General features: G+C 55.4%; 19 protein-coding genes. 16 read left to right on the top strand and 3 right to left on the bottom strand.

Translation table 11 applies throughout. The features are described from left to right. Positions 1-120 precede the first annotated feature (120 nt). The 5 genes from IXC47_RS01625 to corA all read left to right on the top strand — a co-directional run bounded on the left by IXC47_RS01625 (position 121) and on the right by corA (position 6,109). Complete coding sequence (locus IXC47_RS01625) at positions 121-2,187, top strand: ribonuclease catalytic domain-containing protein (protein WP_195874514.1); 2,067 nt, start codon at positions 121-123, stop codon at positions 2,185-2,187. Positions 2,188-2,247: 60 nt separating this feature from the next. Next, entirely contained in the window at positions 2,248-3,138 is an 891-nt protein-coding gene (locus IXC47_RS01620) for a TonB C-terminal domain-containing protein (protein ID WP_175624976.1), read from the top strand. Between the two features lie 6 nt (positions 3,139-3,144). Further along, on the top strand, positions 3,145-3,960 hold the full coding sequence (gene aroE / locus IXC47_RS01615) for a shikimate dehydrogenase (RefSeq protein ID WP_195874513.1): 816 nt from the start codon (positions 3,145-3,147) through the stop codon (positions 3,958-3,960). Between the two features lie 78 nt (positions 3,961-4,038). Next, entirely contained in the window at positions 4,039-4,734 is a 696-nt protein-coding gene (gene mtgA / locus IXC47_RS01610; protein WP_175624978.1) for a monofunctional biosynthetic peptidoglycan transglycosylase, read from the top strand. Between the two features lie 409 nt (positions 4,735-5,143). Then, on the top strand, positions 5,144-6,109 hold the full coding sequence (corA, locus tag IXC47_RS01605) for a magnesium/cobalt transporter CorA (RefSeq protein WP_175624979.1): 966 nt from the start codon (positions 5,144-5,146) through the stop codon (positions 6,107-6,109). Between the two features lie 51 nt (positions 6,110-6,160). Here corA and hemL read toward each other — a convergent pair whose 3' ends face one another. Continuing rightward, positions 6,161-7,459 (bottom strand): glutamate-1-semialdehyde 2,1-aminomutase, encoded by a 1,299-nt coding sequence (gene hemL / locus IXC47_RS01600; protein WP_195874512.1) that lies wholly within the window; start codon positions 7,457-7,459, stop codon positions 6,161-6,163. A gap of 26 nt (positions 7,460-7,485) precedes the next feature. Next, on the bottom strand, positions 7,486-8,334 hold the full coding sequence (thiD, locus tag IXC47_RS01595) for a bifunctional hydroxymethylpyrimidine kinase/phosphomethylpyrimidine kinase (RefSeq protein ID WP_195874511.1): 849 nt from the start codon (positions 8,332-8,334) through the stop codon (positions 7,486-7,488). 54 nt (positions 8,335-8,388) lie between these two features. On the opposite strand from thiD, the gene IXC47_RS01590 reads away from it, so the two are divergent. From IXC47_RS01590 to IXC47_RS01565, 6 genes are all read left to right on the top strand, one after another. After that, positions 8,389-8,583: a rubredoxin gene (locus tag IXC47_RS01590; RefSeq protein WP_012080806.1), complete on the top strand. Its 195-nt coding sequence runs from the start codon at positions 8,389-8,391 to the stop codon at positions 8,581-8,583. 151 nt (positions 8,584-8,734) lie between these two features. Beyond that, complete coding sequence (locus IXC47_RS01585) at positions 8,735-9,136, top strand: response regulator (protein ID WP_175624982.1); 402 nt, start codon at positions 8,735-8,737, stop codon at positions 9,134-9,136. A gap of 20 nt (positions 9,137-9,156) precedes the next feature. Further along, positions 9,157-9,522, top strand: a complete 366-nt coding sequence (locus IXC47_RS01580) for a response regulator transcription factor (protein ID WP_124574565.1) — start codon at positions 9,157-9,159, stop codon at positions 9,520-9,522. Between the two features lie 10 nt (positions 9,523-9,532). Further along, positions 9,533-10,108, top strand: coding sequence for a chemotaxis protein CheW (locus tag IXC47_RS01575; RefSeq protein WP_175624983.1), 576 nt, complete (start codon positions 9,533-9,535; stop codon positions 10,106-10,108). Positions 10,109-10,161: 53 nt separating this feature from the next. Next, on the top strand, positions 10,162-12,444 hold the full coding sequence (locus IXC47_RS01570) for a methyl-accepting chemotaxis protein (RefSeq protein ID WP_195874510.1): 2,283 nt from the start codon (positions 10,162-10,164) through the stop codon (positions 12,442-12,444). A gap of 360 nt (positions 12,445-12,804) precedes the next feature. Beyond that, complete coding sequence (locus IXC47_RS01565) at positions 12,805-18,630, top strand: hybrid sensor histidine kinase/response regulator (RefSeq protein ID WP_195874509.1); 5,826 nt, start codon at positions 12,805-12,807, stop codon at positions 18,628-18,630. Positions 18,631-18,683: 53 nt separating this feature from the next. On the opposite strand, the gene IXC47_RS01560 is transcribed toward IXC47_RS01565, so the two are convergent. After that, positions 18,684-20,162 carry a cryptochrome/photolyase family protein gene (locus IXC47_RS01560; RefSeq protein ID WP_195874508.1) on the bottom strand — a complete coding sequence of 493 codons (1,479 nt, stop codon included), beginning with the start codon at positions 20,160-20,162 and terminating at the stop codon, positions 18,684-18,686. Between the two features lie 114 nt (positions 20,163-20,276). Between IXC47_RS01560 and IXC47_RS01555 the strand changes: the two genes are divergently transcribed. Genes IXC47_RS01555 through IXC47_RS01535 form a run of 5 tightly spaced genes read left to right on the top strand, consistent with a single transcriptional unit; the run spans position 20,277 to position 24,091 of the window. Then, positions 20,277-20,942 (top strand): YqgE/AlgH family protein, encoded by a 666-nt coding sequence (locus IXC47_RS01555; protein WP_175624987.1) that lies wholly within the window; start codon positions 20,277-20,279, stop codon positions 20,940-20,942. Positions 20,943-20,957: 15 nt separating this feature from the next. Next, positions 20,958-21,353: a Holliday junction resolvase RuvX gene (gene ruvX / locus IXC47_RS01550; protein WP_175624988.1), complete on the top strand. Its 396-nt coding sequence runs from the start codon at positions 20,958-20,960 to the stop codon at positions 21,351-21,353. Continuing rightward, complete coding sequence (gene pyrR / locus IXC47_RS01545; RefSeq protein ID WP_195874507.1) at positions 21,328-21,852, top strand: bifunctional pyr operon transcriptional regulator/uracil phosphoribosyltransferase PyrR; 525 nt, start codon at positions 21,328-21,330, stop codon at positions 21,850-21,852. The genes ruvX and pyrR overlap by 26 nt, the downstream gene beginning before the upstream one ends. Then, positions 21,845-22,804 carry an aspartate carbamoyltransferase catalytic subunit gene (locus tag IXC47_RS01540; protein WP_012080796.1) on the top strand — a complete coding sequence of 320 codons (960 nt, stop codon included), beginning with the start codon at positions 21,845-21,847 and terminating at the stop codon, positions 22,802-22,804. Before pyrR ends, IXC47_RS01540 begins: the two co-directional genes overlap by 8 nt. Before the next feature lie 3 nt (positions 22,805-22,807). Continuing rightward, positions 22,808-24,091, top strand: coding sequence for a dihydroorotase (locus tag IXC47_RS01535; protein WP_195874506.1), 1,284 nt, complete (start codon positions 22,808-22,810; stop codon positions 24,089-24,091). The last annotated feature ends 42 nt before the right edge of the window (positions 24,092-24,133 follow it).

Here is a 24,133-nt window from a genome sequence, read left to right as displayed (position 1 = left end):
TAACACAGCGCAAATGTGCGCGTAATCCATGCAGCAATCTATCCTGTGTACAAGCGGGAGCGATAGTAGGTGCAGCTGTATAAAGAACGATTAAGAATTACTAAATAAGCAAAGTATTGAATGAATCTATTTTTTGATGAATCCGGTGACTTCAAGGCCGGCGTCGCGATGTCGCAGCAGGGTGAGGCATATCAGGTAGAACTGCCTACGGGCAAACGCAGCAAGGTGAGATCCAAGGATGTCCTGCTGCAATTTGCCAGTCCTGCACCAGCGGAATTCATGACGGATGCGCAAGCCATCGCCGCGGATATCGATCTCGATTTCCTGTGGGAAGTGGCGGGCCAGGAAGAATTTGGTTTTGCAGAACTGGGTACCGAGTATTTTGGTCATGAACCCAAGCCACATGAAGCGGCCGGGTTGATACTGCGTTTGCATGCTGCCCCGATTTATTTCTATAAAAAAGGCAAAGGCCGTTACAAGGCAGCGCCGGAAGCATCGTTGAAAGCGGCTTTGGCGGGCGTTGAGAAAAAGCGCCAGCAAGCGTTGGTGCAAGCCCAGTACGTTGAAGAATTAAAAGCGATGCGCTTGCCGGATGCCATGCTTCCTATCGTGTTGCAGCTCTTGTTCAAGCCGGATAAAAACTCGATCGAGTACAAAGCGCTGGATGCTGCCTGCGCAGAATTGCAAATGGCACCACAGCGCCTGATGCTGGCGGTAGGCGGCATTCCATCAGCCAAGGATTTGCACTTCTCGAAATTCCTGTTTGAGTCATTCCCCAAAGGCACAGGCTTCCCTGAAATTACTTTGCCGACCTTGCCGGAATTGCCGGTGGCTGACGTGCAGGCATTTTCTATTGATGACGTCACCACCACCGAGATCGATGATGCGATGTCCGTGACGCGCCTGCCGGATGGCAAGGTTTGCGTCGGCATCCATATCGCTGCACCTGGCCTGGGTATCAAGCGTGACGACGCACTTGATGTCATTGCGCGTCAACGCCTGTCTACCGTGTATATGCCGGGTGACAAGATCACCATGCTGCCGGATGAACTGGTAGAAGAATATACGCTGGCAGAAGGCCGGACTTGTCCGGCGCTGTCCTTGTACGTCACGCTTGATCCAAGTGACTGGTCCGTGATTAGTACTGAAACCCGTGCTGAACGCGTGCCTATCGCTGCCAATCTGCGCCATAACGATCTCGATGCTTATGTCACCGAAGACAATCTGGCGGCCGACGTCGGCGACTATCCGTACAAGGAAGATATCGCGCTGTTGTGGAAATGGGCGCAGGTATTGGAACAAGGTCGTATGGCCAAGCGTGAGAGCTTTGGCTTGCGGCCGGAACAAAACAATCGCGTCGATTTCAACTTCTATGTAGAGAATGACGTGGTCTCCATCCAGCGTCGCAAACGCGGCGCACCGCTGGATAAAATCGTCGCCGAACTGGCGATCCTGACCAATAGCAGCTGGGGCAAGTTATTGCATGACCACGGTGTGCCAGGCATTTACCGTGCTCAAGGTGGGGCTGGTAATGGCTGGGCGGCAAAAATGCAGGTGCGCATGCAAACACATGCAGCGCCGCATCAGGGTCTGGGTGTCGATCAATATGCGTGGAGCACTTCGCCTTTGCGTCGTTACACCGATCTGGTCAATCAATGGCAAATCCTGGCTTGTATAGAGCACGGTGTAACAGCACCGCTGGTCGCGCCATTCAAACAACGTGATGCGGATCTGTTTGCGATCGTGTCGGCATTCGACGCTGCTTATAGCGCCTACGGTGCGTTCCAGGCGGACATGGAGCGTTACTGGTGTCTGCGCTGGTTGAGTCAGGAAAAAGGCGAGGCCGAGACCCTGAAGCTCGAAGCCGCGGTTCTGAAAGAAGAGATCTTGCGCCTGATGGATATACCACTGGTCATCAAACTGTCCGGTATGCCGCAGCTGGCACGTGGTTCGCAGGTCAAGCTGGATTTGCTGCGCTGGGATGAAGTGGATCTGACCGTGGAAGCACGTTTGCTCGATATCATCCAGGATGCCGCTGCCAATGCGGCAGTAGCCGAGGAGCTGGATGATGAAATGACGGACGATATGATGGAAGGCGATGCCGAGCCGGTACCGCTGGAACCGGAATTGCAGGAAGCGCCGACAACGGAAGGCGAGCCCGCACCAGAAGGTAATACGAATCCGTAGCGGCAGACCGGCTTTGCCGTAAAATTCATTCTTTTAAACACTATTGCCTAACGCCTGCACGTGAAGTCTCTTTTCCAGAACCGCTTTTTGACTGCTGCCGTCACGATTTCCGTGCTGGCGCATGCGGCGTTGCTGGCCGTGCACTTCACGCCACCCGAAGCCTTCAAGTTCAAGCCGACTGATCCGGGACTGGAAGTCATCCTGGTCAACGCCAAGCATGACAAGCAACCGTTGAAAGCGGATGCGCTGGCACAGGCGAATCTGGACGGTGGCGGGAATGCGGACGCCGGACGCGCCAAATCGCCTTTGCCGGATTTGCGCAAGAGTGAGGATGGCGATAGTGCGAAGGCTGCGCGCCGCAAGATAGAAGAACTGGAACGGCATCAGCAGAAATTGCTGGCGCAGATGGAAAAGAAAACACCTGTGCACACGCCGAAAGTCAGCGATGTGGAACCGGTCAAGGATGTGCCGATACAGCGTAATGCGACTGACATGCTGGATAGCGCGAAAGCTTTGTTGCGGCGTGAAGCGGAAATCTCGCGCAGCATAGAGGAATACAACAAGCGTCCGAAGAAAACCCAGGTCACACCAAGTACGCGTGAGGTCGGTTATGCCGCGTACTATAAGACCTTGCAGGATCGCATCGAGAAAAACGGCACGCTGAATTTCCCGCAAAAAGACGGCAAGAAACTCTACGGCCAACTGGTGGTGTATATCCCCATCTTCCAGGACGGCACCATTTATATGAAGGAAGGTGGTCCGCGGGTCGAACGTACTTCCGGTAACCCGGCACTGGACCAGGCGGCGCTGAACATCGTGCGGCGTTCCGCGCCGTTCGGCAAGTTCCCCGATAATATGCGCTCAGTCGGCAAGGACGATGTGTGGGAAATTATTACGCGCTTTAACTTCACGCGTGACGATGCATTGCAAACCGAAACACGAGGGCAGTGAGTGAGTATGACGACGGATCATTATGCAGTGATCGGCAATCCGATCGCACACAGTAAATCGCCGGATATCCATGCGCGCTTTGCGGCGCAGACCCGGCAAGACCTGCAATACGATCGCTTGCTGGCACCGCTAGACGGTTTCCTGGCAACCGTACAGCAGTTTGTGCGCGCAGGTGGCAAGGGCTTGAATGTGACAGTACCGTTCAAGCTGGAAGCGTATGCGATGGCAACCCGCCTGACCGAGCGTGCACGTGCAGCCGGTGCAGTGAATACCCTGAAGTTCGAAAACGGCGAGATGTTGGGTGATAACACCGATGGTGTGGGCCTGGTCACCGACATCGTGCGCAACGCAAGTGTCGCAGTAGCCGGTAAATCAGTCTTGTTGCTGGGTGCCGGTGGTGCGGCACGCGGTGTGATCCTGCCTTTGCTACATGAAAAACCGGCACGTCTGGTCGTCGCGAATCGTACTCACTCCAAAGCGGTCGAACTGGTGGAACGCTTTGCGCCGCAACCTTGCCTGGAAGTCAGCGATTTCGGCATGTTGGATGATACCTTTGATATCGTGATCAATGCGACGGCAGCCAGCCTGGCGTCGGAAGTGCCGCCGATTTCGCCGCGTGTTTTTGCGCCGCGCACTTTGGCTTATGACATGATGTATGGCGCAGCGCCCACCGCTTTCATGCAGTTTGCTACCCAGCATGGCGCAGCTGCGCGTGATGGCCTCGGCATGCTGGTAGAGCAGGCGGCAGAATCGTTTTATCTGTGGCGCGGTGTACGACCAGAGACCGCTGCCGTGTTCGCGGAGTTACGCGACAAACTGTAAGGCGCGCAGTATCCTGTTTTACAGTTGTCGTAGACAGTGCACCATGCTTTTTCCAAGAACCAGGCAGACTATATAAAAATGAAAATACTGCGCAAGCTGCTGTTTTGGCTAATAGTTGTGCCAGTGCTGCTGGTGTTGCTACTGCAACTCTACTTCTTCCTGCAGATCGGTTGGTGGGTCAACCATAATCCGGATTCGACCAGCTTCATGCGGCACCAGCTTTCCATCCTGCAGGAAAAAAATCCGAAAGCGCAGCTCAAGCAAAAGTGGATACCGTATAAACGTATTTCCAATAACCTGAAGCGCGCCATCATCGCGTCGGAAGATTCCAACTTCTCCGAGCACGAAGGCGTGGATTGGGATGCCTTGCAAAAAGCCTACGAGAAAAATATCAAAAAAGGCAAGGTTGTGGCCGGTGGCTCCACCATCACGCAGCAACTGGCAAAAAACCTCTTCTTGTCCGGTGAGCGCAGCTACCTGCGCAAAGGGCAGGAAGTCATCATCACTTACATGCTGGAATACTGGATGGACAAAGAGCGTATCTTTGAAATCTATCTGAACGTGGTCGAGTGGGGTGTCGGCGTGTTTGGCGCTGAAGCTGCAGCCCAGCATTATTACGGTGTATCCGCTGCGCAACTCAGTGCGGCTCAGGCAGCGCGCCTGGCCGTGATGTTGCCGAATCCGCGTTTTTACGATGTGCACCGCGGTACTGCTTATCTGGGGCGTCGCACTGATCTGATCCTGCGTCGCATGAACTCGGCGGCCTTGCCCTGAGTCACTACACACTGCAGTCATATTGCCTGTGTAAAAGACAGTCTGAAGGACAAGGTGGTGTCGGCAATACAGAGTTGAGGAAAAAATGCTGCAGTGCGCTATTCGCGGCTTGCTAGCCGTTGCACTTATCAGTACACTTGCGCTGTTTTCGTTTCCGGAGCCCTGAATTGGGTAGTCCTACTTATAGTTGTCCGCCGTCTTGCGACGGTTATTCCGCGAGATAGTGCTTTAGCGATCACCTTCCTTTAGCGCCTCTCGCCGGATACGGTGAGTGGTCGCGTCCTGGCCTGTGTATTTTGTTGCATGGCCGCGTTCCCTCAAAAAATAATGAGCTGCAGCGTTGGCGCTGCAGGATATGTTGTGTGTTTCATCAATCATATTGATGTTTCCGGCGCGACAGGGAGAGCTAATGATCAATGTATTTGTATTGCAAAATGGTCGCCTGAACCAAATCAATATCGACAGCCGTGCTGATCTCGAGCGGGCTACGCCGGTCTGGGTCGACCTGACTGATCCGAACGACGATGAGCGGGACTGGGTTAAAAGCATTTATGGCGTGACCTTGCCGGGTGAGGATGACGTCAAGGACATTGAGGCGTCCGCGCGTTATTACGAAGGCGAAAACGGCGACTTGCACCTGCGCACCGATTTCCTGCTGGAAGAAGATGATGGCCCGTCCCGTGTGGTGACCGTAGCGTTCATCCTGGCGCGCGACATCCTGTTTTCCGTCCATCCTGAAGATTTGCCGATTTTCCGCCTGGTACGCATGCGTGCACGTTCGCGTCCCGGCTCGATTGCAGATTACAAGGATGTCTTGCTCGACCTGTACGCAACCGATGCCGAGTATTCGGCGGATGCGCTGGAAGGCGTGTACCAAAGTCTGGATGAAGTCAGCCGCAGCGTCTTGCAGGAAGAACTGAGCGATCAGGACGCCGCCGTTGCGCTGAATGCCATCGCGCATGAAGAGGATTTGAATGGTCGTATTCGCCGCAATATGATGGATACGCGACGCGCAGTCAGCTTCCTGATGCGTGGTCGTTTATTGAATGCGGAGCAGTTTGAAGAAGCGCGCCAGATTATGCGCGATATCGAATCGCTGGACGGTCATACTGCCTTCCTGTTCGACAAGATCAACTTCTTGATGGATGCGACCGTCGGTTTCATTAACATTAACCAGAACAAGATCATCAAGATCTTCTCGGTTGCTTCGGTCGCCTTCCTGCCACCGACGCTGATCGCCAGTATCTACGGTATGAACTTCAAGGTCCTGCCGGAGCTGGACTGGACCTTCGGTTATCCGCTGGCCATCGTCATGATGATCGCCTCTGCGGTCACGCCATTCTGGTACTTCCGCCGCCGCGGCTGGCTGAAGTAATTCACTACATGTTTTCCACGCACCGTGCGGTGCGTGGAGTATTTCCTTACATCAATCGTCGCAGTCGTCAGCCAACTGGGCAAAGGCGGCGCGTGCTGCCTTGATGCTGCTCTCTATGATGGCGTCATCATGCTGGGCCGAGACGAAGCCAGCTTCAAACGCAGACGGTGCGAGATACACGCCAGCATCCAGCATCGCATGGAAGAAAGCGTTGAAACGTGTCTTGTCGCACTTCATCATCGTGTCATACGACACTGGCACTTCTGTCGCGAAATACAAACCAAACATGCCGCCGACCGAGTTGGCACAGAAGGCAATGTCCGCCTCGCGTGCCGCAGCGCTGAAGCCATGTACCAGCTTGGCGGTTTGCGCGCTCAGGTTTTCATAGAAGCCTGGAGCCTGTATCAGTTTCAGCGTGGCCATACCGGCTGCGACGGTGACCGGATTGCCGGACAGCGTGCCCGCCTGGTATACGCCACCCAGCGGTGCCAGGTGACGCATGATGTCAGCGCGACCACCGAAGGCAGCAACTGGCAAGCCACCGCCTATGACTTTGCCGAGTACTGTCAGATCCGGTGTGATGCCGTACAGCGATTGCGCCCCACCGAGGGCGACGCGGAAACCGGACATCACTTCATCCAGAATCATCACTGCGCCGTACTGGGTACAGACGCGGCGCATGGTTTGCAGGAATTCAGGTGTGGCAGGCAGCAAGTTCATATTGCCTGCAACTGGTTCGACGATGACGCAGGCGATTGAGTCACCCATTTCCTTGAACACGTTTTCCAGTTGTGCCGGATCGTTGTAGTCGAGCACCAGCGTGTGTTTGGCAAAGTCTTCCGGTACCCCGGCTGAAGTCGGATTACCAAAGGTCAGCAAGCCGCTGCCTGCTTTCACCAGCAGCGAATCGGCGTGGCCGTGATAGCAACCTTCGAACTTGATGATCTTGTCGCGTCCGGTTGCACCACGCGCCAGACGTAGTGCGCTCATCGCTGCTTCGGTACCGCTGGAGACCAGGCGTACTTGTTCTATCGATGGAACCAGGCGGCAAATCAATTCAGCCATCTCGATTTCAGCTTCCGTCGGTGCGCCGAAACTCAGGCCGCGGGTCGCCGCTTCCTGTACCGCCTTGACCACATCCGGGTGTGCATGGCCGACGATGGCCGGACCCCAAGAGCCTATGTAATCGATGTAGCGACGGTCATCGGCATCCCAGAAGTAGGGGCCTTCGGCACGGGTGATGAAGCGTGGCGTGCCGCCGACCGAGCGGAAGGCGCGGACTGGCGAATTAACGCCGCCCGGCGTACTCAATTGTGCGCGGGCGAAGAGTTGATCGTTCTTGGATGTCATGCAGAGACCGTAGCGGTGAAAAATAATTATTGTATCGGTGGCGGCAGGATATCGATGTTTTCATCGAATTCGCGCGCCCAGAAATAGCGGTCCAATACCAGCTTACCCATGCCCAGGCGTTGCGCATTGGCGATCGAGGCGATGGTGAATTCCTGTGCTTCGAATACCGCTTCCGGCACATCGAGACCGTTCGCCAGCAGGGCGGCAATGGTCGCCGCCAGTGTGCCACCAGCACCACTGTAGGAACCGGAGATGCGTTGCCAGTTATCGTGGCGGATCACGCCGGTTTCGTCGAACAGGGTATTCGCGACATCGGTCAGGTCGGACGGGGTACCGGTCACGAATACATATTCGCAACCCATTTCTATCAGGCGCATCGCATCGACCGCCATCATGTCTTCCTCGGACGCTTCGCGCCAGGTTTCTGCCAGGCGTGACAGTTCGACCGCAGAGATGATCAATACCGTGGTTTGCGGGATCAGCAATTCACGGGTGGCCATCAACATATCCTCGCCATCCGGGCCCTGGTCGGGCAGGGAAGACAGGAACGGGTCGAAAATGAGCGGAATATCCGGGTAATCGGACACGATTTCGGCAATGGCCGAGACATTTTCTATGCTGCCGACGGCGCCGACCTTGAAAGCGGCGACCGGCATATCTTCGAGTACGACGCGTGCCTGGTCGGCCACCCAGTCGGAATCAATGACTTGGGTATCTTCGATCCGGGCGGTGTCGCCTATAAATAAGGAGGTAATCACCGACAGGCCGTGGCAGCCCATCGCGGCAAAAGAGGCCAGATCAGCCTGAATACCAACAGCACCGACCGGATCGGTAGGGCCAAAGGTCAATATAAGCGGAGAAGTTTGGTTTTGCACGGCGGGTATATTAAGATAGCTGACTATGCATTTTAACTTGAAGGGCTGTCAGACGTGAGCAATAACGAAACATCGAACGAACAATTCCAAACCTGGATGTGCCTGATCTGCGGTTGGATCTACGACGAAGCCGCCGGTTTGCCGGAAGAAGGCATTGCGCCGGGTACGCGCTGGGCCGATGTGCCTATGAACTGGACCTGTCCGGAGTGCGGCGCGCGCAAGGAAGACTTCGAAATGGTAGCAATTTAAGGCAGTAATCACGCTAGTCCAGCGTTATGACTTCGGCAATTTTTGTTTAAAAACGACGGGTGTTAATACATACCCCCGAGTTGGCTTAAAGAATCTTGCTTTTTGTTACGGATGCGCCGTATATTGTTGACACAGTTCAACGAGACGAATCATGACAATAGCGCTGGATAATGCCGACATGAAAATCATGGTGATCGACGATAGCAGCACTATTCGTCGGTCTGCCGAGATATTCCTTGGTCAGGCAGGTTATAAGGTCGTGCTGGCTGACGATGGATTTGACGCACTTGCCAAGATGCATGATCACAAGCCTGCGCTGATCTTCTGCGACATCCTGATGCCGCGTCTTGACGGTTATCAAACCTGTGCACTTATCAAGAAAAGTGCGAAATTTCATACAACGCCGGTCATTATGCTGTCATCCAAAGATGGTTTATTCGACCGTGCGCGTGGTGCGATGGTCGGTTCCGACGCATACCTCACCAAGCCATTCACAAAAGACAGCCTGCTCAAAACTGTGCGCGAACACGCGCTCGAGGCAGTCGCAAGGTAAATTCGATCTAAAGGTTTCAGATGGCTATTCAAAAAATTCTGGTCGTGGACGACTCACCGACTGAACGTTACTTTCTTACCGATATCCTGATTAAACGAGGTTTTTCCGTCTCTACCGCAGAGAATGGCGAAGAAGCGCTGCTGAAAATCAAGGCAGACAAACCACAATTGATCCTGATGGATGTCGTGATGCCAGGTCAAAACGGTTTCCAGGTAACCCGTTCCATTGCGCGTGATCCGGAAACCCAAGATGTACCTATCATTATTTGCACCAGCAAGGGCCAGGAAACCGATCGCATCTGGGGCTTGCGCCAGGGCGCGCGCGACTACATCGTCAAACCAGTGGATCCGGCTGAACTGTTATCCAAAATTGCAGCGCTCGGATAAGTAGCTCCTCATGAGCCAGCCTACGTCGGATTTTCAAACGGATAGTGCATCCCCGAAATCGGATATCACCGCGCGGCGTACGCGTTTGCGCGAATTCCAGGCGCAGTTGGTGGAGCGCATGCAAACCGCACGCAGCGGTACCGATGCACGTGTAAGCCAGTTGGGTGTGATGATAGGTGATCAGCGCTGGCTGCTGAATCTGCAGACCGCAGGCGAAATCGTCTCGGTCGGCACGATCACACCGGTGCCGCTGACACAGCCGTGGTTTCTCGGCCTGACGAATATACGTGGCAACCTGATCAGCGTGATCGACTTCGCGCGGTTCCAGGGTTTGCCCACTACTAATATAGAGAAAGACAGCCGTATCGTGGCCTTCGGTCCGTCGCTGGCATTTAATAGCGGTTTGCTGGTGTCGCGTGTACTGGGTTTGCGCAATGTCGCGCAAATGCAATTGCAGGCTGACACTGCTGAAGCCGATGCACCATGGGCCAGCAAACGCTACCTCGATCAAGAGTCGCAAGTCTGGACCGAGCTCGACCTTTCTTCAGTAATACAAAACCCCCAATTTTTACATGTCGGCCTGTAAGCCTCGTAACCATAGTCCGAGCGCTTCATCTATAGAGAATCAGGAGAATCAGTATGGCGTTTAAATTACCGCTCTTTTCCCAAAATAAAAAAGAGACGGCTGCGCAAGGCAATGATGCCAATAATGCTGCGCCAACTGAGGGGGGTACACACGCAGAGTCTCCTGCTGCGCCAAACACGATTACACGTGCCAACATCAATCCGAACGCGACCTACATCGGCGACGTATTGCAGAAAAGTGGCGACATCACGCTGCCACTGATCGGCAAGCTGCCACTGCAACAACAGGTTCGTATTTTGCTGATCGCACTTGGCGGTTCGCTGGTGGCTGGTGCCTTGTTCGTCTGGCTGAGTGCCGATTCCTCTGCTTTGAGTTCGACCCAGACCCAGATCGCCGGTGATGCACTGATGCACTCGCAGCGTGTGGGTAAGGCGACGCCGAATGCGATTCAGGGTAACAAGGAAGCGTTCCAGCAACTTGCTGACAGTCGTAAAGAATTCAATAACGACCTGGCCATTCTGTCCAAGGGTGGTGTGTACCAGGGGCGCAGCATCAGCCCGCCGGACGCACAGATGGATGCGATGCTGAAAGAAACACAAAAGCTGTGGACCGGTACCGACAAGGCTGCCGGAACAATTCTGAAGCTGGAAAAAGAATTGACTGGTTTCGGTAGCACATTGCAGATCCTGAACGGTATCTCACCTAACTTGCTGGAGCTGACCGAACAAATCTCGACCCTGAAAGCACAGGGCGGTGCTTCTCCGCGCGAAACAGCGCAGGCTGGCCAACTGGTCATGCTGACACAGCGTCTGGCACGTAGCGCGAACGAATTCCTGACGTCCGAAGGTGTGAACCCGGAAACAGCCTTCTTGCTGGGTAAAGATACGAACACCTTCCGCGAAATCGTCGACGGTTTCCTGAACGGTAGCGAAGCTTTGCGCCTGAGCAAAACCACGGAGCCTGATACCCGCGACAAGCTGCTGGAATTGCAGGCCAACTTCAATGAATACCAAAAATCGATTTCGCTGATTCTCGGTAATCTGCAAAACTTCATCTCGGCAAAACAAGCCGAGGAATTGATCTTTAAAGAAAACGAAGCGCTGAAACAACGCCTGACCGAACTGCAACAAAGCTATCGCAACGAGCAGGATTCGCTGACAGTGCCATTCTGGTTAATGCTCTTGAGCGTGCTGGCGGCACTGTTGTCTGCTGCAGGTATTGCACTGGTACTGCTGCAGGACAGCCGTAACCGTACCAAGGAAGCGGATGCACGTCGTCTCGAAGCTGAGGGCCAACGTCTCGAAGCGCAGAAACAGGAAGAAGAAGCGAAACAAGCGAACGATCAAAACCAGGCGGCGATTTTGCGTCTGATGAACGAATTGCAGGAAGTGGCGGATGGTGACTTGACGGTGCAGGCGACGGTCTCGGAAGACATTACCGGCGCGATTGCCGACTCGGTTAACTACACGGTGGAAGAGTTGCGCGGCCTGGTAGGGCGTGTCACGAATACAGCGGAACAGGTTACCTCGGCCTCGACACAAGCGCAGAACATCTCGACCGAATTGCTGGAAGCGTCGCAAAAGCAATCGCGCGATATTCAAGAAACCGGCCAGGCGGTATTGGATATGGCGGTACAAATTACCGACGTTTCCAAATCAGCCAATGAATCAGCCGAAGTTGCACGTCAGTCCGTGACGGCAGCGGAAGAAGGTTCACGTGCGGTGGAAAATGCGATCAAGGGCATGAACGAGATTCGCGAACAAATCCAGGAAACCTCGAAACGAATCAAGCGACTCGGTGAATCGTCGCAAGAGATTGGTGAGATCACTGAACTGATTTCCGACATTACCGAGCAGACCAACGTACTGGCGCTGAATGCGGCGATCCAGGCGGCGTCTGCCGGTGAGGCCGGTCGCGGCTTCTCGGTGGTGGCGGAAGAGGTGCAACGACTGGCGGAACGCTCAGGTGAAGCGACCAAGCAGATCGGTGCACTGGTACGTACGATTCAAACCGATACCCATGATGCGGTAGCGGCGATGGAAAAATCTACACAGGGTGTGGTCGAGGGGGCCAAGCTGTCAGATGCGGCCGGTGCTGCGCTGTCCGACATCCGCCGCGTGTCGAACCGACTGGCGGAACTGATTCAGGGTATTTCATCTGCGACCGAACAGCAGGCAACATCGGCGAACGGCGTGGCGCAAAACATCCAGGGCATTTTGACGGTTACCGAGCAAACGCAAGAAGGTACGCAGCAGACGGCGCATTCGATTCGCGAATTGTCGAAACTGGCCGAAGAATTGAAGAACTCGGTATCACGCTTCCGCGTCACCGCTTGATATTAGAACTCATTTCACCAATATCCGTGAGATGCGTTCTTACCAAAAGCGGTGCTGGCAAGGCGTGCGACGCGTCGCATAGTGGCCTATGCGCAAGGAGCACAACGCGGCCAGCGCCGCTTTTGGTAAGAACCCGGAGGGAACGGGCTATTTGGGCGTATTGCTGCGTTGCGCCGCTTGCCAAGGGACCACCCTTGGCTGCGCGACACGCCTTGCACTACCTCCCAAATAGCCGCGTTCGCACTCGCGGATATTTATGAAATGAGTTCTAACTATTGCAGGCTTGCAGTGGCTTAGACCCAATAGCAATTGCGGTGATCGACCAATATAGGTTGATCACCTACGCACCGCGAGGCAGTCATGAATACCCCTACCTCCCCATTGTCGCAAGGCAGCGGGGCACACTTCGATACCGGCCCCTTGTCATGGGTGATCGGTGAAATCAGCGGAGCGCTGACGCGTTCAAAAATCGCGCTGGGCGAAGCATTGATGCAAGATGCCGAAACCAGCTCGACCACCTTGCGTCATGCCAAGGCATATTTGCATCAGGCACATGGTGCTTTGCAAATGGTGGATGTTGATGGCGTCGTCATCATTACCGAAACAGTAGAAGATTTGCTCGATCGCGTAGAGTCCGGTCAGTTGCAGCTGGATGAAGGCTGCGTGCATGCGATCACGCATGCTTACCAGGCTTTGCTCGAGTACCTGGAAGAGTTGTTGGCAGGTGTGCCGCACCAGCCGGTGCGCTTATTCCCATACTACCGCGCATTGTTGCAAGTACGCGGTGCGGAACGCATTCATCCAGCCGATCTGTTTTTCCCCAACCTGGCGATACGACCACAGCTGCCATCAGCCAGTGTCAAGCTGTCGCACGATGATTATGTAGCGCTGCGCAAACGCTTTGAGCGCGGCCTGTTGATGTTCCTGAAGAATGCGCCTGATGGTTCGGCCATCGCCAGTGCGCAGGCGATGCGCGACATCGTCCTGCGTGTCGAGCAGGCACAGAATACGCAGCAGGGACGCAGCTTCTGGTGGGTCATGCGAGGCTTTGCCGAAGCGGTCGCAGGCGGACAAGTACCGAACGAACTCTACGTCAAACAATTGTTTGCACGTATCAATCTGCAGATGCGCCGTCTGAGTGAGGGTTCATCCAGCATCACGGAAAGATTGTTGCGTGATGCCTTGTTCTTCATCGCGAAAGTTGAGCAACCATCGCCGGTGGTACAGCAAATCCGCGCCGCTTATCAGCTCGACGGCGTGGTCCCGCCTGATTATGAGAAGAAGCGTTACGGCCAGATTGATGCACAGGCGTTGACACAGGCGAAAGAGCGCCTGATGCAAGCCAAGAATTTCTGGAATCGCATCGCAAGCGGCGATGCCAGTGTTGCCACGGCTTTTGAAAAAGAAATGGGCGGCCTGGCAGAAGCTGGCGCACGTCTGAATGCACCAGCGCTGGCCAAGTTGTTGCGTGAGCTGGGCGGCATTGCCCGTCATGCGGCGCATACCCAGCCGGGCGATAACCTGAGCCTGGAAATCGCGACCAGCCTGCTGTTTGTGGAAAACGCCCTGCAGCAAATCGGCCACTTGTCTGAAGACTTCGCCGAACGTGCTGATGCATTGACTGCACGTTTGTTGTCGGCAGTAGCGGGCGAGCAACTGAGTGTATCGGCATCGTGGCTGGATGACATGTCGCGTGAAGCGCAAGAGCGCCAGACCATGGGGGCGCTGGCGACAGAAATGCAATCCAGTTTGCGTCAGGTAGAGAAACTGCTTGACGAATACTTCCGCGACACGACGCAACGTAGCGGTCTGGCTGATATCGACACCATACTGCATCAGATCAGCGGTGCACTGGCCGTACTGGAGCAGGATGATGCAGTGCTGGCAGTCCAGCATACGCAAGCGGCAGTACGTCGCTTCATCGAAGCGGAAGACGAGCCTTATGTACAGGAATTTGAGCAGGTCGCGCAAAACGTCGGTGCGCTGAGTTTCTTTATCGAGACTTTGCAACTGCATCCGGACGGTGTGAAGAATCGCTTTTCCTTTGATCAAAAGCTGGGCGTGTTCCATGCCCGCCTGACGGAAAAGAATCAGCCGGATGAGAGTGCGCTGGATGTTGCGCTGATGCCGATACCGGACGAAGGCACACCGGTGCCAGCAGATCGTGCGTTCGATGCACCTGATTTGCCTACGGTTGAGGCTGAACTCGCTTACCACCAGAAGCAATCGGAAGAACTGGCGATGTCCTTGCTGGCCGAGCCTGATAACTCCTTGTTGCAGGAGCAGCTGCGCGAATCGCTGGAACAGGTGCGCCTGGATGCGACGCTGGTCGACAATCCGGAAGCCAATGACAGGGCGCGTGCCGTGATCGATATGCTGGAGCATCCGGCTTTCGTGGCTTCGCAGGATGCGATGGAAGACGTCGCACTGGCCGCCGCGGCACCGGTCAAGACAGTCGCGCAAGTCGATGAAGAAGTACCGCGTGCGACGCCAGTCAGCGATGAGGCGATCGATGCAGAATTGCTCGAAATCTTTTTGTCGGAAGCGGTCGAAGTGCTGGATTGCGTCAGGCAAACCATGCCGGAATCGCGCAATGCACCGCATAACCAGGAATACCTGACCACGCTGCGTCGGTCCTTCCATACACTCAAAGGCAGTGGCCGTATGGTCGGTTTGCTGGCTTTCGGCGAAACCGCATGGAGTGTGGAGCAAGTCTTGAATCTGCGCTTGTCTGAAACTCGTGGTGGCGATCCTGATTTGTATGCTTTGCTGGATCGGGCGACACAGGAACTGGATGCCTGGGTTCAGGATTTGCTGACACAAGGCCGCTCTGATCGTCAGGGTCTGGCACTGATCAATGCAGCGGAACGCGTGAAAAATAATGCAGGCTTCTATTACGAAACTGCAGAGGAAGCCGCGCATGAAGCTGCCCCTGCAGTAGCAGACGTAGTTGCCGAAGCTGAGGATGGCAAGGTAGCAGAAGCAGATACTGCACTTGAGTTCAACACGGAAGAAGCGCCTGCAGTCACGGAAGCGGAAGAACTGGAATTAAGTGACGAAGAATTGGCGCAATTCCGTCAATTCGATGCTGCACCTGAAGCGATAGCGGCGGAAACCAAGAAGACGCAGGCAGCGGGTGAATTTGATCATCTGCAGATAGCCGATGTCATTGATTTCCCGAACAAGCCTACGCCGCTGAAAACAGATGACAACATCAAGTACATAGGCGATCTGGAAATCAGCCTGCCGCTGCACAATATCTATCTGGCAGAAACCGATGAGCTGGTGCGTTTCCTGTCGCAAGATATAGGTGAATGGCGGCACGAACCTGATCGCCAGGTGAATACCCAAGTCGTGCACGCGGCGCATTCGCTGGCTGGTAGTTCCGCTACCGTCGGCTTCAAGCCGCTGCAGGAAATTGCCTATGCGCTGGAAACAGTGCTGCAATACCTGGCACGCAAACCGGTGAAATTGCTGATCTCTGAATACGATGCGCTGGAGCATGCGGTTGGTCGCATACGTTTCATGCTGCAAATGTTTGCGCTCGGCGAAATGCCGGATGCAGAACCGGATCAGGTCGCTATTCTGCAAAGCATGCCGGAAGATTTCGAAGCGCGTTCGGGTTTGCGTAACGGCTTCGCTGCGCCTGATGAAACAGAATATGCAGAGCCGGAAACAGCCGCGCCATTGCCGGATTATCCTGAGCTTAACGAGCAAGTATTTGTCGCGCCAGTTGCAGAAGCAGCGCCGCAAGTACAAGCCGATAGTCAGCAACCAGCGCCGTTTGCCGAACCGGTTTATCCGCAGCTGGATGAAGAGTTAAATGATCCTGCGCTGCTGATCCGCGATGAAATCGATGCCGATTTGTTGCCGGTATTTATAGAAGAGGGCCGCGATATGCTGCCGCAGATGGGGCAGGCGCTGCGCGCCTGGCAACAGGATCTGGGTAATTCCTTGTTGCCACAATCCTTGTCGCGTTTGCTGCATACGGTTAAAGGCAGTGCGCGTATGGCTGGTGCGATGTCGCTGGGTCAGCATATGCACGAGATGGAAACCCGGATCGAAAACATTACGCATGCCGGTCATCCATCGCATGCAGCCCTCGAAGATTTGCTGGCGCGCTACGACCAGGGTCTCTATCTGTTCGAGCAATTGCAAAGCCAAAGCAAAACTGCAGCACCAGCTGCCGCAGCAGCGACGACGGTTACGCCAAAAGCAGAGTTGCCACAAATTCATAGCGCGATGCCGGTACCGCCGCATCGTCTTGCACCTATTGTGCCGGATGCTGCTGCGCTGGCTGCGACAACTGCCGCGCCTTTGGTGCGGGTGCGCGCCGACATTCTGGATCGCCTGGTCAATCAGGCGGGTGAAGTATCGATCTCGCGTTCCAAGCTGGAAAACGAGGTTGGCAGCTTGCGGCAGTCCATGGGCGAGTTGTCGGAAAACGTGGTGCGTTTGCGTGAACAACTGCGCGAAATTGAAATGCAGGCGGAATCGCAGATTACGTCGCGCATGGGTATCTCGGCCGACCGTGAATTCGATCCGCTCGAGTTCGACCGCTTCACGCGCTTGCAGGAACTCACACGCATGATGGCGGAGAGTGTGAATGACGTCGGTTCGGTGCAACAGAACCTGAGTCGCACCATCGATAGCGCCACCACTGACTTGTCTACGCAGGCACGTTTGACACGCGATTTGCAGCAGGATTTGATGCGTGTGCGTATGGTGCAGTTTGCCAGCATCTCTGAGCGCCTGTTCCGCGTCACGCGCCAGGCTGCCAAAGAAACAGACAAACGTATCAACCTGGATATCCGCGGTAGTGCGGTCGAGATCGACCGCGGCGTGCTGGAAAAAATGGCCGGTCCGTTTGAGCACTTGCTGCGGAATGCGATCGTGCACGGTATCGAGTCACGCGAACAACGCCAGGCGGCAGGCAAGAATGAAACCGGCGAGCTGCGCATAGAAATCCGTCAGGAAGGTAATGAAGTTGTGATCCATTTCTCTGACGATGGTCAGGGTTTGAATCTGAATAACATCCGTAACAAGGCACTGAACAGTGGTTTGCTGACGAACGATATGGATTTGTCCGATGCCGAAGTCACCGATTTGATTTTCCATCCGGGCTTCTCCACTGCAGAAGAAATCACCGAGCTGGCTGGTCGCGGCATTGGTATGGACGTGGTGCGTTCGGAAGCCGCCTCGCTCGGTGGTCGCGTTGCGATTGCATCGGAAGCGGGCAAGGGTGCACAGTTCACCATCCATTTGCCACTGACACTGGCCGTTACGCAAGTGGTGTTGCTGTCTACTGGCGGCAAGACTTATGCAGTGCCATCGGTGCTGGTCGAACAAGTGCAGCAATTGAAAACGGGGCCGCTGGCCGCCGCGTATAACGAAGGCGCAGTCATGTGGCAGTCGCAACGCGTGCCTATGCATTATCTGTCCAGCTTGCTGGGCGACCAGCAGGTGGCGCCGGTGACGCAGCAGTATTCACCGTTGCTGATTTTGAAGAGCGGCAATGAACGCGTCGCCTTGCACGTCGATGAAATCCTCGGCAACCGTGAGGTGGTGGTCAAGAACATAGGCCCGCAATTGTCACGCATGATAGGGATCGCCGGTGCGACAGTGTTGGGTTCGGGTGAGATCGTGCTGATCCTGAATCCGGTGCCACTGGCACAACGCGCAGCGCTGGACAATATTCGTGCACCGCGCCTGACACCATCGGATGCTCCTGATGGCATGGGTGCGATCGCGGAGATGGCTGATTCGAATGTGCGCGGCGCTGAACCGGTACAAGGCTTGCGTACGCAATCTATCGTGATGGTGGTTGATGATTCCCTGACCGTGCGTCGTGTCACCCAACGTTTGTTGACACGTGAAGGCTATCAGGTGGTGCTGGCAAAAGATGGTGTCGATGCCTTGCAGCATTTGCAATCTGTGACGCCGGATGTGATGCTGGTCGATATCGAAATGCCGCGCATGGACGGTTTCGATTTGACGCGCAATATACGTGACGATGAACGCACACGTAATATTCCTATCATCATGATTACCTCACGCACCGCCAGCAAGCATCGCAACTACGCGATGGAACTGGGTGTAAATGAGTACCTCGGTAAGCCGTATCAGGAAGATGCCTTGCTGGAGTTGATCGCCGGTTTCGTGGCTAAGGCAGCGACCCTGAATTAAGTAATCGTTCTTCACAAAAAAATCCCGCATTCAGGTGCGGGATTTTTTTATGGTTAGTCGTCTCCTGTGACCTTTTTCACGACTGCGTAGCGCTGCAAAGTACGTGCGCGTGCCTCGTCGTGTTGCAGTAAGGGATGCGGATAGTTCTGTCCGAGCGTGACGCCCGCCTTTTGCAATTCCATCGCCGGTACGCGCCACGGTGCATGGATATGCTTGCCCGATAGCTTGGCCAGTTGCGGCAGGTAGCGGCGTATGAATTTGCCGTCCGGATCGAATTTTTCCGACTGCGTCAGCGGATTGAAAATGCGGAAGTAAGGCTGTGCATCACAGCCAGACGATGAGGCCCATTGCCAGCCGCCATTGTTGGCCGACAAGTCGAAGTCATTCAGCTTCTCGGCAAAGTAACGCTCACCCCAGCGCCAGTCTATGCCCAGGTCCTTGATCAGGAAGGAGGCGGTCACCATGCGCAGGCGGTTATGCATATAGCCGGTCTGGTTCAGTTGCGCCATCGCCGCATCCACCAGCGGATAACCGGTACGACCATCGCACCAGGCCCGGAATATTTCTTCTGCATGCGGCCCGCTTTCCCAGACGATGGCGTCATAGTCTGGTTTGAAGGCACTCTCGCACACATGTGGATGCTGGTACAGGATCATGAAATAAAAGTCGCGCCAGACCAGTTCGGATAGCCAGACTGCGGCACCGCTGCCGCCTGCACCCATGCGGATGGCGTCCAGCGCACGCCTGACCAGTCCGCGTATCGATACCGTACCGAAGCGCAGGTGTACCGACAGGTAAGACGGCCCTTTGACGGCCGGGAAGTCACGCGTGCTGTCATAGTTGCGCATGCGTTCGGCAAAGTCGTCCAGCAAGTCCTGGCCACCCTGCATACCGGTCGGGATCTGCAGTTCACCCAGGTTGGTTTTTTCAAAGCCGAGTTCGCCCAGTGTCGGGATGGCAGGCATTGCGGGTGGCAAGGGTGCGAAGTGTGCATTGAGTGCGTCGACTTCGTACGCAGACAGTTCGGCTGGTGCCAGTTCGGTTTGCAGTTTTTTCAGCCAGGCATTCTTGTACGGCGTGAATACCGAGAACGGTTTGCCTGCCAGCGACAAGACTTCATCTTTTTCAAAAATGACCTGGTCTTTATAGCTGCGGAACTCGCGCCCGGCTTTCTTCAGGGTGGCGGCCACTGCCGCATCACGTGCGATGGCCTGCGGTTCATAATCATGGTTGCAAAAGACGGCATCCACGCCGAGTTCGGCTGCCAGCTCGGGGATCGCCTGTTCTGCGTGGACATGGCGTACGATCAGGCCGCCACCGAGTTCGCGTAGCGCCGTATCCAATTCCAACAGACTGGCACGGATGAATTCGACGCGGCGGTCATATTTGGGCAGATCATCCAGTATGTTGCGGTCAAAAATGAAGGCGCAGTAGACCTGGCCGCTCAAAGTCAGCGCATGGTGCAGGGCGGCATGGTCAAAGCTGCGCAAGTCGCGGCGGAACCAGACCAGGGATTTATCAAATAGCAGCATGGGCGGGAGGTCTGAAAATTCAGGGTTGAACAAAAAACATGAAAAATATGGGCAAAATCGATCCGGACCGCGGTTGGGGAGCTAGATTTCGGCTAAAACTGCTAAAATACCGCCATGCCGAAGCAACGTAAGACTAGCAAATCCTCCGAACATCCCGATTCACCTTGGGAATCCCTCGATTTTTCCGCAGCACCCGATACTCCACCCCGCGAATCGCTGAACCTGGCCGATCATTTCCTGATTGCCATGCCATCCATGCTTGATCCGGTATTTGGTGGAACCGTAGTGTACCTGTGTGAGCATAACGCCAACGGTGCACTGGGTGTGATTATCAATAAAGCGACTGATATGACGGTCGATGTCTTGCTCAATCGTATCGATTTGACGCTGGAAATCGCCCCTGAGCTGTCGGCGCTGGACAAGGCTCCGGTCCTGTACGGTGGTCCGGTACAGTCGGATCGCGGCTTTGTGCTGCATGCACCGCGCGGCGACTTTACGTCGACTTTGCCGGTAACGGAAGATATTTCGCTGACCACCTCCAAGGATATCCTGGCGGCAGTCGCGCTCGGCTCCGGTCCGCAGCGCATGCTGGTCAGTCTCGGCTGCGCTGGCTGGGGTGCCGGTCAGCTGGAAGATGAAATTACCCGCAATGGCTGGCTCACGGTACGCGCCGACCCGGCCGTATTGTTTGACCTGCCGCTGGAGCAGCGCTTTGTCGCTGCGATCAAATTGCTGGGCATAGACCCGATGATGCTGAGTGGCGAGGCCGGGCATGCGTGACGGGGTAGCGCGCTAGTGGAAACCGTACTGGGTTTCGACTTTGGCCTGAAGCGCATAGGCGTTGCGGTCGGCAATACATTAATTAAACAGGCACAACCCTTGACGATCATCAGCGAGGCGACGAATGACGCGAAATTCGCGGCCATCGCCGGACTGGTGCAGGAGTGGCAGCCGAGCGTATGCGTAGTAGGCTTGCCGCGCCACCCGGATGGGGAAGAGCATGAAATGACGGTGCGCTGCCGGCGTTTCGCCAATCAGCTGCATGGACGTTTTAACGTGGCAACGGTGCTGGTGGATGAGCGTTATTCATCCGCAGTGATTTCTCATCAACGTGGTGAACTGATCGATGATCAGGCTGCCGCAATCATCTTGCAACAATACTTCGATGACTATACCCAATCCGAATCCTGATCACGCGCTCGACGCTGAAGCCCTGTACACGGTACTGGCGCAACAAGTGAAAACCGGTCTCGCACAAGCTGAAAATGTGGCGATAGTCGGCATCCATTCGGGCGGCGCCTGGCTGGCAGAACGTCTGGCCAAGGAATTGCAGCTGACCGAGCGCCTGGGTTTTATCGATGTTTCTTTTTATCGCGACGATTTTTCAGAAAAAGGTTTGCGCCCGGACGTGAAGCCAACGCAGATTCCATTCGATGTCGATGGTGCGACCATCCTGTTGGTGGATGATGTGCTCTACACCGGCCGCACCACGCGCGCTGCGATCAATGAGTTATTTGATTACGGCCGTCCGGCCCGCATCATGCTCGCCGCACTGGCTGATCGTGGTGGTCGTGAGTTGCCGGTGGCAGCTGACTTTGTCGCAAAAACGATTTCTATTCCCGGCCAGCAATCGCTGGTACTTCAACGGGCCGATGACGGCCGCTTTTCCCTGACGGTGGATCATGTTTAATCCGCAACTGAACAAAAACGGTGAGCTGCAACATTTGCTCACTATCGAAGGCCTGCCCAAGGCTAACATCCTGCACATACTGGACACCGCATCGTCCTTTGTCAGCATCGGTGACCGCGAGGTGAAGAAGGTGCCGCTGATGCGCGGTAAAAGTGTTTTCAATCTGTTCTTTGAAAACTCGACGCGCACCCGTACCACTTTCGAAATCGCTTCCAAGCGTTTGTCGGCCGATGTGATCAACCTGAACATCCAGGCATCGAGCTCGAGCAAGGGCGAATCCCTGCTCGATACCATCGATAACCTGTCAGCCATGCATGCCGACATGTTCGTGGTACGCCATGCACAATCGGGCGCGCCTTACCTGATCGCCAAACATCTGAGCGACACCTCGCAATCGCATGTGCACGTCGTGAACGCAGGTGATGGTCGCCATGCGCACCCGACCCAGGGTTTGCTGGATATGTACACGATCCGGCACTACAAGAAAGACTTCAGCAACCTGACCGTTGCGATTGTCGGCGACATCCTGCACAGCCGTGTCGCGCGTTCGGATATCCACGCGCTGACGACGCTGGGGGTACCGGAAATCCGCGCCATCGGTCCGCGTACCTTGCTGCCTAGCGGCCTCGAGCAAATGGGCGTGCGTGTCTTCACCGACATCAACAAGGGTTTGAAAGACGTCGACGTCATCATCATGCTGCGCTTGCAGAATGAGCGCATGAGCGGTGCCTTGCTGCCATCCGCGCAGGAATTCTTCAAGAGCTACGGCCTGACGACAGAACGCCTGGCATTGGCCAAACCTGATGCCATCGTCATGCACCCGGGCCCGATGAATCGTGGTGTGGAAATCGAATCGGCAGTGGCCGACGGTACGCAAGCCGTGATCTTGCCGCAGGTGACTTTCGGTATCGCGGTACGTATGGCCGTGATGAGTATTTTGGCGGGAAATTAAGAGATGAAAATTCATATCAAGAACGGCCATCTGATCGATCCGGCCAACGGCATCGATGCACAACAGGACGTCTTCATAGCAGCAGGGAAAATCGCCGGTATCGGCAGCGCGCCGGAAGGCTTTGTCGCCAGCAAGGTGATTGATGCGACCGGCCTGGTCGTCGCACCTGGCCTGGTCGACCTGAGCGCACGCTTGCGCGAGCCTGGTTATGAGCACAAGGCGACACTGGAATCGGAAATGCAGGCAGCAGTGCAGGGCGGCGTTACTAGCCTGGTATGTCCGCCGGATACTGAGCCTGTGCTGGATGAACCGGGCCTGGTCGAGATGCTCAAGCATCGCGCCAAGTCGCTGAACCAGGCACACGTGTACCCACTCGGTGCCTTGACCGCTGGCTTGAAAGGCGAGTCGCTGACTGAAATGGCAGAGCTGGCTGAAGCCGGTTGCATCGGTTTCTCGCAAGCCGATAATCCTATCCTCGATACCACCGTCCTGTTGCGTGCGATGCAGTACGCAAAGACATTTGAATACACGGTCTGGTTGCGTCCGCAGGACCCGCATCTGGGCCGCACCGGTGTCGCGCATAGCGGACCGGTTGCTTCACGCCTGGGCTTGTCCGGCGTGCCAGTGATGGCAGAAACCGTCGCCTTGCACACCATCCTGGAACTGGTGCGCGTCACCGGTGCCCGCGTGCATCTGTGCCGCATGTCTACCGCTGCTGGTCTTGAGTTGGTGCGTGCTGCGAAAAAAGAAGGTTTGCCGATCAGCTGTGACGTCGGTGCACACCATATTCACCTGACAGAAAACGATATCGGTTTCTTCGATTCGAATGCACGCCTGACACCGCCGTTGCGTAGCCAGCGCGATCGCGATGCGATCCGCAATGCTTTGCTGGATGGCACCATCGATGCAATCTGTTCGGATCACACGCCAGTCGACGATGATGAAAAATTATTGCCGTTTGGTGAAGCGTCACCGGGTGCAACTGGTCTTGAGTTGCTCTTGTCGTTGGCTTTGAAATGGGCGGAGGACTGTGTCGATGGCAAGCAGCAGTTGTCGCGTGCCATTGCCAAGGTCACGACCGATGCAGCGCGCATAGTCGGTTTGCAATCCGGTCAGCTGGCTACCGGTAGTGTCGCCGATATCTGCGTGTTTGATCCGGCCGAGCGCTGGACCGTATCGTCCAAGGTATTGGCCAGCCAGGGCAAGCACACACCTTTCCTAGGCTATGAAGTAGCGGGGCAGGTGAAGGCTACTATCGTCGCCGGACATATCGCATTCCAGCGCTGATCCGTAGTTTCTCCTTACTTTCGGTTCACGCATGATTCAGTA

The sequence above is a fragment of the Herminiimonas contaminans genome, assembly GCF_015645465.1.
GTDB classification, from domain to species: domain Bacteria; phylum Pseudomonadota; class Gammaproteobacteria; order Burkholderiales; family Burkholderiaceae_D; genus Oxalicibacterium; species Oxalicibacterium contaminans.
This window is presented reverse-complemented; position numbering and strand designations above follow the sequence as displayed.

Excerpts from the sequence above, each read along its gene's own strand:
- IXC47_RS01565 (WP_195874509.1), top strand. The coding sequence starts at position 12,805 with ATGAATACCCCTACCTCCCCATTGTCGCAAGGCAGCGGGGCACACTTC.
- IXC47_RS01560 (WP_195874508.1), bottom strand. The coding sequence starts at position 20,162 with ATGCTGCTATTTGATAAATCCCTGGTCTGGTTCCGCCGCGACTTGCGC.
- pyrR (WP_195874507.1), top strand. The coding sequence starts at position 21,328 with ATGACTATACCCAATCCGAATCCTGATCACGCGCTCGACGCTGAAGCC.
- IXC47_RS01585 (WP_175624982.1), top strand. The coding sequence starts at position 8,735 with ATGACAATAGCGCTGGATAATGCCGACATGAAAATCATGGTGATCGAC.
- IXC47_RS01555 (WP_175624987.1), top strand. The coding sequence starts at position 20,277 with ATGCCGAAGCAACGTAAGACTAGCAAATCCTCCGAACATCCCGATTCA.
- mtgA (WP_175624978.1), top strand. The coding sequence starts at position 4,039 with ATGAAAATACTGCGCAAGCTGCTGTTTTGGCTAATAGTTGTGCCAGTG.
- IXC47_RS01535 (WP_195874506.1), top strand. The coding sequence starts at position 22,808 with ATGAAAATTCATATCAAGAACGGCCATCTGATCGATCCGGCCAACGGC.
- IXC47_RS01575 (WP_175624983.1), top strand. The coding sequence starts at position 9,533 with ATGAGCCAGCCTACGTCGGATTTTCAAACGGATAGTGCATCCCCGAAA.
- IXC47_RS01625 (WP_195874514.1), top strand. The coding sequence starts at position 121 with ATGAATCTATTTTTTGATGAATCCGGTGACTTCAAGGCCGGCGTCGCG.
- corA (WP_175624979.1), top strand. The coding sequence starts at position 5,144 with ATGATCAATGTATTTGTATTGCAAAATGGTCGCCTGAACCAAATCAAT.
- IXC47_RS01580 (WP_124574565.1), top strand. The coding sequence starts at position 9,157 with ATGGCTATTCAAAAAATTCTGGTCGTGGACGACTCACCGACTGAACGT.
- IXC47_RS01540 (WP_012080796.1), top strand. The coding sequence starts at position 21,845 with ATGTTTAATCCGCAACTGAACAAAAACGGTGAGCTGCAACATTTGCTC.
- IXC47_RS01570 (WP_195874510.1), top strand. The coding sequence starts at position 10,162 with ATGGCGTTTAAATTACCGCTCTTTTCCCAAAATAAAAAAGAGACGGCT.
- aroE (WP_195874513.1), top strand. The coding sequence starts at position 3,145 with ATGACGACGGATCATTATGCAGTGATCGGCAATCCGATCGCACACAGT.
- hemL (WP_195874512.1), bottom strand. The coding sequence starts at position 7,459 with ATGACATCCAAGAACGATCAACTCTTCGCCCGCGCACAATTGAGTACG.